The organism is uncultured Arcobacter sp., assembly GCF_937982575.1.
Taxonomy (GTDB): Bacteria; Campylobacterota; Campylobacteria; order Campylobacterales; family Arcobacteraceae; genus Arcobacter.
In genome coordinates this window covers 199,215-212,035 of the sequence record NZ_CALJLR010000005.1, presented here as the reverse complement: position 1 = coordinate 212,035, position 12,821 = coordinate 199,215, and the positions used below count along the sequence as shown (strand labels likewise).

Here is a 12,821-nt window from a genome sequence, read left to right as displayed (position 1 = left end):
AATGGGAACAAAAAAACGATATACATACTCATTTTTTTTAACTATATGTATTTATATCTTAATATTTTTTGTATTGTTTTTCAGTTTTAGAGAAATTAATCAGCCAAAAACTTTTAAAAAAGAGAAAGTTATCTCTATGAATCATATCTCTTTAATTGAACAAGAAAAACGAGAGATAAAAAAAGAAGAAAAAAAAGAAGAAAAAGTTATACCAAAACCCATAAAGAAAAAAGAAAAAATTAAACCTCTAAAAAAACGATTAGAAAAAAAGGTAACAGAGAAAAAAGAAGTAGTAAAAAAGCCAAAAGAAGAGAAAAAAGAAAAAGAGCTTAAAGAAGACAATAAAGAGCAAGAACTTATTAAAAAGAGTTCTAAAAGTTATGAAGAAGAGTTTTTAGATGAGCATTTACAAAAAATAGTACAACTTATCCAAAAAAATGTTATTTATCCCAAAAGAGCAAAAAGGCTTAATATTCAAGGTAAGGTATTTGTTTTATTTAAAATTTCAATAAATGGTGAAATTACTGAGTTAAAAGGAATCTCAGGACATCGATTATTAATCAAATCTGCCCTTAAAGCTATAGAAAAAGCATCAAGAACATTTCCAAAAGTTAAAAAAGAAATAACAATAAAGGTGCCGATACAATACAAACTTACCTAAGTTTATTAATAAAAATGATGTTATTATTCCTTTATGAAAAATAGTTATAAAAGAATTGATGCACATCTTTCTAGTTTGGGTTATTGTACAAGAAGTGATGCTAAAAAATTTTTAAAAATAAATGAACTTACAGTAAATAAAGAGAGGATATTTAATCCATCAATTAAAGCATACCATGATGAGATTAGAATTGATGATAAAATTCTTGACCCAGAAAGTATTACAATTCTTTTAAATAAGCCTTCTGGTGTGATTTGTTCTCATAATGATGCAGGAGTTTTGATTTATTCACTACTTCCTCAAAGATGGAACCAAAGAAAACCAAAGATGGCAACGGTAGGAAGACTTGATGTGGATACTACAGGAGCTATACTTATAACTGATGATGGCGTTTTAAATCATAGGTTAACAAACCCTAAAAAAGATATTGCAAAAGTTTATGAAGTAGATTTAAAAGTGCCTTTAAAAGGGGAAGAAGAAAAGATATTTGGAAGTGGAGAACTTATCTTAAATGGAGAAAAAAAACCTCTTTTACCAGCAAAAATGGAAATTTTATCACCCACAAAAGTAAGACTAGAAATTATTGAAGGTAAATATCACCAAGTAAAAAGAATGTTTGCCGCTGTTGGAAATAGGGTAATAAAGCTTCACAGAGTTAGCTTTGATGGCTATACCGTTGAAGATTTAAAAGAGGGTTATTATAGAATCATAATGGTTAATTAAATTTTTTATATATTTTATCTTCCAACTCTTTTATTGTCTCTATTGCATTTTCTTCATGATTTGAAAACCCCCAGTTTACTAAAATAGAATCAATTCCTGCACTATTTGCTGCTTGAATATCTTTATGGCTATCTCCTACTAAAAGAGATTTTTCTTTTGTGGTATTTATCTCTTCAAGTATTTTATAAACCATTTCTGGATGTGGTTTTGGTTTTAGAACATCGTTATATCCAACTATTGTTTTAAAATAACTCCCAAGTTCTAGGTGGTTTAGCATTCTATTTGCAAATTCACTATTAGCATTTGTAGCAACTGTAAATATATAGTCACTTTTTAAATCTTCAAGTAACTCTTTTATCCCATCATAAATTTCCAAGTCAGTTAAACAATGTTTATAATAATAGGTTTCAAAAAGTTTACCTTGTTCTTCAGTAAAATGTTTTGTTCCATAAAAAAATTCAGATGAGCTGATATTTGGGTCATTTACTTTTTCTAGGATAAAACTCTTTTCTAAAAGTTCAAACCCTAGGTTTTCTCTAACATAGTTTATTGTATTTGCAATCATGCTTCCGCTGTTGATTAAGGTTCCATCCATATCAAACATTATAAGTTTCATAAATTCTCCAAATTAAATTTTTTAATTAACAATCGATTAACACACAATTGCTACAATCTCATTACAGATTTTGTATTACTCCTACTTTTTTATACAAAAGAATAAAATAATAACACCGACAAAAGTCTTGCTTCAAACACCAGAAGTAGGACTTTTTTTATGCCCTAACATCTTTCATAATCTCTCTCCAATTTCTTGAAAAGTGTTTTTTAATATAGGGCTCTTTATGTGGAACTAAACATCCTGCACAATTTTGATGAATATAATCATCACCTTTATATTGTGCACCATCTTTACTATCTATATTGCAGTATGAGTACAAAGTTTTATCTTCAACTTTTTTAAATCCCTTATCATCAAATCTAAAATTAGGACAGGCACATAAGTAGCAGTTCAACTCTTCATAGTCATGACATTTTTTATTATCTTTATATAGTGGGCAAAAGTCAGGTTCATTTTTAACCATATTATCAAATCTAAAATATTTTATAACTTCTTCATCACTTAAGTCTTTTAGTTTTTCCATGATATTTTGATGTCTAGTGGCATGTTTTTCAAACCATTCATTATAAGTCAAAGTATCTCCTTTAAAGTGCCGTATTGTATTTAAATAGCTTTAATCTACCTTGAAATAAAACATTTATATTTTTTTGAATATAATACGCGAATTAAAATCTAAAGAAAGGAGAGTTAATGATTAGTAAAAGTAAAAAATACTTTACACTTTTTGGAATGTTAGCTGCAACAGTTGATAGAAAAACATCATCTATTAATAGTTTAATTGAAACATTATTGTCTACACAAGTACCAAAAATAGTAAATATACTCATATCAAGACAGTTAAAACCTGCAAAACTAAATTCAACAAATAAAATAAAATTAGGATAAATAAAAATGAACAAAAAAATAACTACAAGCTTTGTTGCAAGCTTTCTATTAGCAACATCAAACCTTTATTCACAACCCTTATCAGAAATCACAGTCGTAAGTGCTACAAAGTCAGAACAATCAATTAAAGATGTTACTTCTAATGTTGAAGTTATTACAAAAGAAGAGATTGAAGAGAGACATTATGTAAATGTAAGTGATGCATTAAAAACAATATCTGGTCTTAGTATTGTAAGTAATGGAGGAGTAGGACAAAGTGACTCTTTATTTATAAGAGGTGTAAGTGCAAAAAGGGTTTTAATTTTAATTGATGGGATAAGATATAACGAACCAGCTGGTTTAAGTGGTGCGCCATTAGCACAATTAAACATTGAGAATGTAGAGCAAATTGAAGTAGTAAAAGGTGCTCAGTCAGGTATTTGGGGTGCAGATGCGAGTGGTGGTGTTATAAATATTATTACAAGTAAACCTAAGTCTGGAATACATGGAAATGCTGGTGTAGAGTATGGAAGTTATAACAGTAAAAAACTTTTTGGTTCTATATCTAATAGAAATGAAAAGGGTTATATAAAATTTGACGCAAATAGAATTAATAGTGATGGAATCAGTGCTTATGAACCAAATGGCTCTAATTGGAATGATTTAGGATTAGAGAGTGATTTTTATACAAATAACACTTATACCATTGGTACAGGATTATATTTAAACAATGAAGATGAACTAGGAATATCTTTTAAAAAGATTGATGCAAGATATGCTTATGATAGTGGTTCTTCTGACAATATAACAAATAAAGGTAAACTTCAACACTATTTTAAATCTGTATATTTTACACATAAACTAGATTCCTTTCAATTAAAATTAAATGCACAACAATCAAAATTTGATAGAACACAAGGTACATTTAATGCAAAAAGTTTAGTAAATGAATTTTCTGCACAAGCTGATTATAATTATATAAAAGATGCTACTTTAATATTTGGTTTAGATAAACAAAATTTTGAAGATATTAGTAACAAAAATAAATATGACACTAAAGCTGTTTATATCTCTAATACCAATAAATTTGGTAAATTTAGTATAAATGAAACCTTGAGATATGATGATAATAGTAAGTTTGATGAAAAGGCTACTGGTAAACTTGGAATCAAATATAATATTAATAATGACATAGTAGTATCTTCAAATTACGGAACAGCATATAATGCACCTTCACTTTCTAATCTAAGTTATACTCCAAGTTTAGTACCTGAGACAACTAAGTCATTTGACTTAAATTTTGGATATAAAGATTTAAAACTTACTTATTTTGAAAGTAAAATAAAGAATATGATTCAATATATTTCAGGTTCATTCCCAAATTCACAATATGAAAATCTTTCTGGAGAATCAAAATTTAAAGGTTATGAGCTTAGTTATAAAAAAGATATTTTAGAAGATATGTTGTTATCTCTAAACTATACACACTTAAATGCAAAAGATAATAATGGAGCTTATTTACCAAGAAGAGCAAATGATGAGCTAAATGTTTCGATGGATTATTATGGAATCGAAAAAGCACACATAAATATTAATAGTTCATATACAGGTACAAGATATAATGATACTGCAAAAACAGAAAAAACAGGAAACTATACTATTTGGAATGCTGTAATTAATTATAAAATTAAAAGAAATATTGAAACTTATGTAAAATTTGATAATATCTTTAATAAATATTATCAAACGATTTATAATTATGCAACACCAGGTAGAAGTGCATACGTTGGTTTAAAGGTAAGTTTCTAATATGAAAAAGTTTTTAATAATACTTTTTTTAATAGTGAATTTAGAAGCGAGTGAGAGAATAGTAACTCTTACTCCTTCTATAAATGAAATAGTTTATGCTTTAGGTGTTGGTAAAAATGTAGTTGCTAATACTAGATATTGTGATTTTCCTGAAGATTCTAAAAAAGTAGAAAAAGTAGGTGGATATGCTTCGATTTCTTTAGAAAAAATTCTACTAGCAAATCCTAGTGTTGTAATTGCCCAAAATTATGATGAGAAACTACTTTCAAATCTAAAAAATCTCAATATAAAAACTTTGACTTTTAAGACAAATAGAATAGAAGATATAAACTATACTATAGATACTTTGGGAAGTTATTTTAGTAAAGAAGAAAAAGCCAAAGAACTCATTTCAAATATAAATAACTCTTTATCTTCTCTAAATGGTATAGAAAAAGACAAAAAGATTTTAGTGGTAATAAGCCCTAAAAAGACTCTTTCAAATCAAATCTATGTATCAGGTAACTATTTATATTTTGAAGATATTATAAAAGCTAGTGGAAATATAAATGCTTTTCAATCATCAAGTAAAGCACAACCCGTAGTAAACACAGAAAAGATAATTAAAATGAATCCTGATATTATAGTTTTACTTGCACCATTTTTTGATGGTAAACCAAAAGAGATAGAAGAGATAAAAAAACTTTGGCTAGATTTACCAATAACAGCAGCACAAAATAAAAATATATATGCAGTAGATAAACTATACGCAGGAATTCCTAGCCAAAGGGTTGTTTATTTTATCAATGATTTTAAAAAGATATTAGAAAATGTTAGAGATAAATAATTATACAAGTTCTATTTTAAAAGATATTAGTTTTCATCTAAAAGAGGATGAAAACCTAATAATTCTTGGACATAATGGAGCAGGAAAATCAACCCTTGCAAAAGTTTTATCAAATCTAATAGAAAATGATAGTGTAAAAATATACAATCAAAATATTGTAGATATAACTGACAATAATAGAGCTACATTTATAAACTATATTCCTCCTAAATTTGAGATGTTTGATGAGTATATCACCTTAAGAGAGTTTTTAGAACTCTCTTGTATAAATAATATTGATAATGAAAAAATTGATAATGTAATAAAGCTATTAAATTTAAAAAAGTTAGAAAACAAATACTGCATAACTTTTAGTTCAGGAGAAAAACAACTCTTATTATTAGGTTCTAGTATTATGCATAACGCAAAGATTACAATCTTTGATGAACTAACGGCAAACTTGGATATTAGTAGGATAAAAGAGGTATTTGATATCTTTAAATCAGACTTTTTAAAACAAAAAATTATCATAACCCACAATCTTGATTTAGCTTATGCCTTAAAATATAAAATTTTGTATATGGACTCTGGCAAGATTGAATTTTTTGGAGAAAATGAAAAGTTTTTCTCAAGTGAAAATCTAAAAAGATTTTATAATGATTCTATTATAAAAGTAAATGAACATTTGGTAGTAAACCTATGAAAAAACTACTCTATATAATAGCAACAACTATACTAATTATATCCCCATTTTTAGGTGAAATAACTCTAAATATAAATGATATTTTTAATGCTAACACAATGACTTATCAAGTTTTTTGGGATCTTAGAGTTTCAAGGGTATTATTGGCATTTTTTGTTGGTGGAATTTTGGCTTTAGGTGGACTTATTTTTCAAATAATATTTAAAAACTCACTTATCACACCATATACTCTAGGAATAGCAAGTGGAACGACACTTTTTACAGCTATTTCGATAGTATTTTTCCCAGCAGTTATTATGTCTATATCTTCTGCTTTGGGTTCACTTTTAACCATAACGATTCTCTATTTTATCTCTAAAAAGATAAATAAAGATAGCATTGCCGTTTCTACAAACTCTATTTTACTTATAGGTATTGCTTTATCTTATTTTTATTCATCGGCTTTGATGTTGGTTTTTTATATGAGTAATTTAGAACAAAACTATTCAATAGTAAGGTTTACTCTAGGAAGCCTAGATACGGTTGGTTTTTCAAGTGTTACAACTTTGTTACTTGTTAGTGTAGTTTTATATGGTATTATTTATTGGAAAAAATCGGATATTAAACTTTTACTTATTTCAAATGATACTGCATTTTTAAAAGGTTTAAATGTAAATAAGTTAAATCTTCTTTTACTAATAGTCATATCTTTAGCTGTAGGTATAAGTATAAGTTTTGTTGGACCAATTGGTTTTGTGGGTTTAGTTATTCCTCATATAATAAAACTTATTTATAAAAAAAGTGCAGATAAACTTATTTTTCCAGTATTTTTTTATGGAGGAATTTTTTTAGTAGCGTCTGATTTGATTGCAAGAAATTTAAATACTGCTTCAACTCTACCAATAGGGGTAGTTACTGCTTTCATTGGAGCTCCATTTTTTGTATATCTATTGATTAAAAGAAATAAAAGGGGATAATATGAAAGCCTTATGTATAAGTGCAAGTGCCTCAAATCAAGGTAAGACAGTTTTAACAACTGCCTTATTATATCACTTCAAAGACTCTGTCCGACCTTTTAAAATGGGACCTGATTTTATAGATCCTCAATTTCATAAAATAGTTTGTCAAACTCCTAGTATAAACCTTGATAGATATATGATGAATAAAAAAGAGTTACAATGGCTTTTTTATAACTATAGTAATAAAAAAATCTCCATTTGTGAAGGTGTTATGGGCTTTTATGATGGACATGATAAAAAAAGTAGTGCTTATGATATCTCAAAACTATTAGATATACCTACAATTATTTTACTTGATGGAAGTGGCAGTTATATAACCGTAAGTGCAGTTTTACAGGGTCTAAAAAACTATAAGAAAAACAACACTATAAAAGCAGTTGTTTTAAATAAGATTGCAACTGCAGCCCATTATGAATTGATAAAAAATATTATAGAAAAAGATTTTAAAGATATTGTAGTTTTAGGTTGGATAAAAAGTGGTCTTGAATCACTTGGTGAAACACACTTAGGACTTGATTTAAAAGACTTAGAAAAAATTGAAAAGATAAGCCAAGATGTTTTAGAACATATTGATATGAAAAAACTTGAGGAAATATCAAAAATTCATAAAAAAGTTAAAATCAATTATCCCTTTGAAAAAATACCAAAACAGAATAAGAAATTAGCAATTGTACATGATATAAATTTCTCATTTTTATATCATGATAATTTAGTTTTTCTAAAAGAGATTTTTAATGAAGTAATAATCGTTGATTCTACAAAAGATGAACCAATCCCAGATGATGCAGATATTGTATATATTTGTGGTGGTTATATTGAAACAAATGAAGCGTACAAAAGAGTAGAAAACTCACATAACTTTAAATCATCACTTATAAAACATGCCCAAGAAAAACCAATATACGCAGAGTGTGCTGGACTGTTATATTTAGGTCTTAGTGTCGATGATAAGCCTATGAGCTCTATTTTGGATATTAGCTTTTCAAAAGAGAAAAGATTTCAAAGAATGGGTTACTATTTCAATGAAGATGGCATAAAAGGTCATGCTTTTCACTATACAAAACCAAGTGAAGAAAATAGTGGTTTTGATAGATTATCTAAGTCAAAAGAGTTGCTTGGAAAATATGGTTCATGGGAAAAAGGAAAAGTCTTTGGAACATATTTACACACTATGTTTAGAGGAAATATTAAGCTAATAAAAAAAAGATTATTGCCATAAGTAAAAGTAGTGAATCAAGTTTTGATTTAAAGTTAAGTGCTTTTAAAATATCTTCTTTTAATATCTCTTCTCTTCCCTCTGCAAAATATGCTTTATCTTTTACTTTGCCAAAATATGAAGTTGGACCTCCTAGTTTAACTCCTAAGGCTAATGCCATAGCTGAAATAGGGTGCCCTGCATTTGGACTCTCATGTTTTTCTCCATATGAGTAGAAGTTTTTTAAAGCTTTAAAAGAATTAAAAAACAAAGCTATCAAAATAGCTGTTATTCTAGAGGGTATATAATTTACAACATCATCAAGTTTTGCAGAAAATTTACCAAAGTTTTCATATTTTTCATTTCTATAACCTACCATAGAATCAAGAGTATTTATTGCTTTATAAATAAATGCTCCAACAACTCCAAAAAACAAAATATAAAACATAGGAGCAATTACTCCATCATTTAGATTTTCTGCATAGGTTTCAATTGCAGCTTTGTTTATGTCACTATTGCTCATATTTTCTGTATCTCTACTTACCAACATAGATATAGCTAGTTTTGCATCACTTGAATGAACAACTTCTTTTACACTATCATAAAGCATTTTAGAAGATATTGCAAATGAACATAAAAAGCCCTGTACTAAAATATTATCAAATAGACTAAGAAAATATGTGATTATAAAAACTATACCAAGTAGAGAAATAGTTAGTGTAAAACCCCTTGAAACTGAGTCCTGATAAAAACTTTTCTCAAACCATTTTATATAATCACCCATAAAAACGATAGGATGCTTGAAAAACTTTACTTTTTCAAACTCTCCAAAAATATAATCAATAAGATATGCAACTAAAACAGTTGTGAAATACATTATTTAAACTCTTTTTTCAAAGCTTCAATAAAACTTTTCATGGCTTTTTTATCTTTTATGGCAACTCTTACAAAACTATCATTTAGAAAATCAAAGTTTGAACAATCTCTTATCATGATTTTATAAGGGATTAGTTTTTTTTGAAATGTTTTTGCTTTATAATCTTTGAGTTCTAGTAATAAGTAGTTTGCTTCACTTTTATATATTTTTTTTATAAAGTCAAACTTCTCTAAGTGCTTGATTGTATAGTTTTTATTTTTATTTGTTATTTTGATTGTTTTATTTATAAAATTTTTGTCTTTTATTGCATTTTCTAAATATATAGAATCAAAATGAGAGATTTTCCATAAAGGCTCTTTCTCTTTTAGTTTTTTTATATTTTTAGAGTTTGAAATAATTGTACCAACCCTTATACTTGCGCTACTATATATCTTTGTCATGGATTTCAATATATAGAGTTTTTTATAGTTTTTTAATTTACCTATCATTGATTTCTTATCTGTGAAGTCCAAAAAACTCTCATCTATAAAAATAGTGCAGTTTTTTTCAATCCATGAATTAAATAGCTTATCTAACTCATAATAGTCTCCATCAGGAGTTGAAGGGTTTACAAAAACTACTAAGGAGTCTTTTTCTACCTCTTTTTTTATATCATAAAATCTATTTATTAAATCAACTTTGAAACCAAATGTCTGTGCTGCTTTTTTGTACTCTAAATATGCTGGAGAGTAGATTGTGCAATGTTTCAAATTAAGATATCTAAAAAAAGAAAAAATAGCACTGCTTCCACCATTGAAAAGTTCTATTCCATCAGCTTTTACACTATATTTTTTTGCTATTATTCTAGATAGTTTTTCATATGTTGGATAGTTTGAAATATCTAGTTTATTTAGGTCTATTTTGATTTTTGGTTTTAGAAAATTGATATTTGAAGATAGGTCTATAATCTCTTTTTGTTTTGAGCCAATTTTTTTGCTAAAAGCTAAAGTATCTCCACCATGACTAAATTGATTATTTGATTTCAAAAGTTCTCTTTTTTATGCAATGGTACTATAAAATTTATATATAACAAATAAGAGGAAAAAGTTTAATGAAAGAGTTTTCATCCGATGATATTACATGTTTAGAAAATATTATTGAAGCTAGACGTGATGTAAGAGGAAATAAGTTTTTAGATAAAAAAATTGATGATGAAATCTTAGATAAATTATTAAAAGCTGCTTCAAATGCCCCCTCTGTAGGTTTTTCTCAACCTTGGAAATTTGTAATAGTAAAAGATGCCAAAAAAAGAGATGAGATATATCAAGACTTCGTAAAAGAAAATGAAAAAGCAAAAAAGATTTTTAAAGATAAAGAACTTTATAGTAAATTAAAACTTGAAGGTATAAAAGAGTCTTACCTAAATATCGCAGTACTATATGAAAAAAGTGATAAAAAAATATTAGGACAGACAAGTCAAAAAAAGATGGGTGAGTATAGTGTAGTTTGTGCTATACAAAACTTTTGGCTTATGGCTAGGGCTCATAATATTGGGGTTGGATGGGTGAGTATCTTAAAACCAAAAAGAGTAAAAAAGATTTTAAACATAGAAAAAAACCATAAACTTATAGCTTATTTAACAGTTGGATATGTAAGTGAATTTTTAGATGAACCAGAGCTTTTAACCCTAGAGTGGGAAAAAAGAAAAACTCTTCAAGATATCAAGGTAATCTAGTGGGAGTTAAAACAAAACTTCTGTATGAAGATATAAAACCTTTTTTTGACATAAAAACTTTAGAAGAGACAAAAAGTGGACAAAGTCATACTGTTTATATTTTAGATGATGAGTATATTTTAAAAATATATGAAGATGAAACTACGCCATTTAATGTTGATGCTGAAATTGAACTTCTAAGTTATGTGAGCACTCTTACTGTTCCAAAAATTATAAAAGATGATGTTTTTATAAAAGGAAAAAGAGGTGTTGTCTTTTCTAAGGCAAAAGGTGAAAGTATAGTTGATTTTGTTAAATCAACACATTTGCAACAAATAGGGGAGTTTTTAAACTCTTTTCATAAAATAACAAAAAATAAAACACACAATAACTTATCCACTTTTGGGAAAAATGAATTAAAAACTCTGATAGAAAAAACCCAAAATAAAGAGTTTCAAGATGAATTTTATTCTTTAAAAATAGAACTTAAAAATCATGGTATTATTCACGGTGATCTGTTTTTAGATAATGCAACTTTTTGTGAAGACAAATTAACTTGTGTTTTTGATTTTAGCGATGCCTGTGAGGGTGATTTTATCTTTGATTTAGCAGTTGTTGCTCTATCTTGGTGCCGTAATAAAGATGAAATAATAACTCTTCTAAATTCATACGATAGAACAATAACATTAGATGAATTTATCCCTTATTTGAGATATGCTTCACTTTATTATTGTGTTAAAAGGCATTTGACTAATAGAGATTATGATAACATTATTTTTAAAAATAAATTTATAGATTTGATATAGGAAAGAACTTGATAAAAAATATTATAGGTAAGATTGATTTTGCAGAATTTTTAAGGGGTAAAAAGGCTACTTTTATGTTAAGCCTTAGCAATACTCAAACAGTAAATATAAGTGGAATAACACAAGCTGGAATCCCAGGGAAAATACACTTAACTCCCACGCTTGATAGTGAGTTTGTTTGTTCTGGACAACTAAGAAGCTTAGGTGAGATAGCCACAACACCAAGTGGGGTACCAACTCCTGCGCTTATCACAAGAGCTGTGCATCTTCTAAATCCATATTCAAATATTGAACTTCTTGATTTAGGACTTGAAGTATCACCTCAAGTTGATTACTTTAAGACTCACTCTTTTGAAATTCGACCATCAAAATCAATTGCTCTTGATGCAAAAATAGATGCCCTTGATATCTTTCAAAAAGGTTTAGCTTTTGGGCAAACTTATGAGTGTAGTGATGATTATATAATCCTAGCAGAGAGTGTTCCAAGTGGAACTACAACAGCAAGGGCTACTTGTCAAGCATTGGGTTATGATTGTGAGGAGTTTTTTTCAAGTTCATTTAAAAATGCACCTACAACTATAAGAGATGAAACGGTTAAAAATGCCTTAGAACACATAAGAAGTGATGATGATATTTTCGCAAAACTAGGAAGAGTATCTGATAATATGCAGATATTCAATGCTGGATTTATACTTGGACTAAACAATAAGATAAAAGTAGTCTTAGCAGGTGGGACTCAAATGGCTTCAGTCCTTCTAATAGTAAACTCTATTTTAAAAACTATGGGTGGAGAATTTGACACTTCAAATTTATCATTATGTACTACAAAATGGGTATATGAAGATAAAAATAGTGATATAAAAGCACTTTTAGAACTTCTTGATTTTAAAATAGATGCCTTTTATGCTGATTTTGATTTTTCATTATCAAATCATCCAGCTTTAAAGTTATATGATGAAGGTGAAGCAAAAGAGGGTGTTGGTGCAGGTGGAGCTCTTATGTATGGGCTTTTAAATGGTCTGTCAAAAGCTGATATTACCAAACAAGTTGAAAGTTTCTTAGGATAAG

15 protein-coding genes are annotated in these 12,821 nt (G+C 27.7%); 11 read left to right on the top strand and 4 right to left on the bottom strand.

Features of this window, described 5'->3' with window-relative positions; genetic code table 11:
- Position 1 precedes the first annotated feature (1 nt).
- Positions 2-661, top strand: coding sequence for an energy transducer TonB (locus tag Q0617_RS04650; protein ID WP_298751003.1), 660 nt, complete (start codon positions 2-4; stop codon positions 659-661).
- 33 nt (positions 662-694) lie between these two features.
- On the top strand, positions 695-1,384 hold the full coding sequence (locus Q0617_RS04645; RefSeq protein ID WP_298751002.1) for a pseudouridine synthase: 690 nt from the start codon (positions 695-697) through the stop codon (positions 1,382-1,384).
- On the opposite strand, the gene Q0617_RS04640 is transcribed toward Q0617_RS04645, so the two are convergent.
- Together Q0617_RS04640 and Q0617_RS04635 are read right to left on the bottom strand one after the other, a co-directional pair.
- Positions 1,377-2,000: an HAD family hydrolase gene (locus tag Q0617_RS04640; protein WP_298751000.1), complete on the bottom strand. Its 624-nt coding sequence runs from the start codon at positions 1,998-2,000 to the stop codon at positions 1,377-1,379. The genes Q0617_RS04645 and Q0617_RS04640 overlap by 8 nt on opposite strands.
- A 157-nt stretch (positions 2,001-2,157) precedes the next feature.
- A complete protein-coding gene (locus Q0617_RS04635; protein WP_298750998.1) occupies positions 2,158-2,577 on the bottom strand; it encodes a hypothetical protein in 420 nt (139 codons plus the stop codon).
- A gap of 116 nt (positions 2,578-2,693) precedes the next feature.
- Between Q0617_RS04635 and Q0617_RS04630 the strand changes: the two genes are divergently transcribed.
- From Q0617_RS04630 to Q0617_RS04605, 6 genes are read left to right on the top strand one after another with little or no spacing between them, the layout of a single operon-like run.
- Entirely contained in the window at positions 2,694-2,888 is a 195-nt protein-coding gene (locus Q0617_RS04630; protein ID WP_298750996.1) for a hypothetical protein, read from the top strand.
- 6 nt (positions 2,889-2,894) lie between these two features.
- Positions 2,895-4,676 carry a TonB-dependent receptor gene (locus Q0617_RS04625; RefSeq protein WP_298750994.1) on the top strand — a complete coding sequence of 594 codons (1,782 nt, stop codon included), beginning with the start codon at positions 2,895-2,897 and terminating at the stop codon, positions 4,674-4,676.
- Between the two features lies 1 nt (position 4,677).
- The gene (locus tag Q0617_RS04620; RefSeq protein ID WP_298750989.1) at positions 4,678-5,502 is read left to right on the top strand and encodes a helical backbone metal receptor; all 825 of its coding nucleotides are present in this window, start codon (positions 4,678-4,680) and stop codon (positions 5,500-5,502) included.
- A complete protein-coding gene (locus Q0617_RS04615; protein WP_298750987.1) occupies positions 5,486-6,184 on the top strand; it encodes an ATP-binding cassette domain-containing protein in 699 nt (232 codons plus the stop codon). The genes Q0617_RS04620 and Q0617_RS04615 overlap by 17 nt, the downstream gene beginning before the upstream one ends.
- Entirely contained in the window at positions 6,181-7,140 is a 960-nt protein-coding gene (locus tag Q0617_RS04610) for an iron ABC transporter permease (RefSeq protein ID WP_298750984.1), read from the top strand. The genes Q0617_RS04615 and Q0617_RS04610 overlap by 4 nt, the downstream gene beginning before the upstream one ends.
- A gap of 1 nt (position 7,141) precedes the next feature.
- Positions 7,142-8,401: a cobyrinate a,c-diamide synthase gene (locus Q0617_RS04605; protein ID WP_298750982.1), complete on the top strand. Its 1,260-nt coding sequence runs from the start codon at positions 7,142-7,144 to the stop codon at positions 8,399-8,401.
- On the opposite strand, the gene cbiB is transcribed toward Q0617_RS04605, so the two are convergent.
- Positions 8,370-9,254 (bottom strand): adenosylcobinamide-phosphate synthase CbiB, encoded by an 885-nt coding sequence (cbiB, locus tag Q0617_RS04600; protein WP_298750980.1) that lies wholly within the window; start codon positions 9,252-9,254, stop codon positions 8,370-8,372. The genes Q0617_RS04605 and cbiB overlap by 32 nt on opposite strands.
- Positions 9,254-10,279 (bottom strand): aminotransferase class I/II-fold pyridoxal phosphate-dependent enzyme, encoded by a 1,026-nt coding sequence (locus tag Q0617_RS04595; protein WP_298750978.1) that lies wholly within the window; start codon positions 10,277-10,279, stop codon positions 9,254-9,256. The genes cbiB and Q0617_RS04595 overlap by 1 nt, the downstream gene beginning before the upstream one ends.
- A 65-nt stretch (positions 10,280-10,344) precedes the next feature.
- Here Q0617_RS04595 and bluB point away from each other — a divergent pair, with 65 nt between their 5' ends.
- From bluB to Q0617_RS04580, 3 genes are read left to right on the top strand one after another with little or no spacing between them, the layout of a single operon-like run.
- Positions 10,345-10,968, top strand: coding sequence for a 5,6-dimethylbenzimidazole synthase (gene bluB, locus Q0617_RS04590; protein ID WP_298750975.1), 624 nt, complete (start codon positions 10,345-10,347; stop codon positions 10,966-10,968).
- Positions 10,968-11,753, top strand: coding sequence for a phosphotransferase (locus Q0617_RS04585; protein ID WP_298750974.1), 786 nt, complete (start codon positions 10,968-10,970; stop codon positions 11,751-11,753). The genes bluB and Q0617_RS04585 overlap by 1 nt, the downstream gene beginning before the upstream one ends.
- An 8-nt stretch (positions 11,754-11,761) precedes the next feature.
- Entirely contained in the window at positions 11,762-12,820 is a 1,059-nt protein-coding gene (locus Q0617_RS04580) for a nicotinate-nucleotide--dimethylbenzimidazole phosphoribosyltransferase (protein WP_298750973.1), read from the top strand.
- Position 12,821 lies beyond the last annotated feature (1 nt).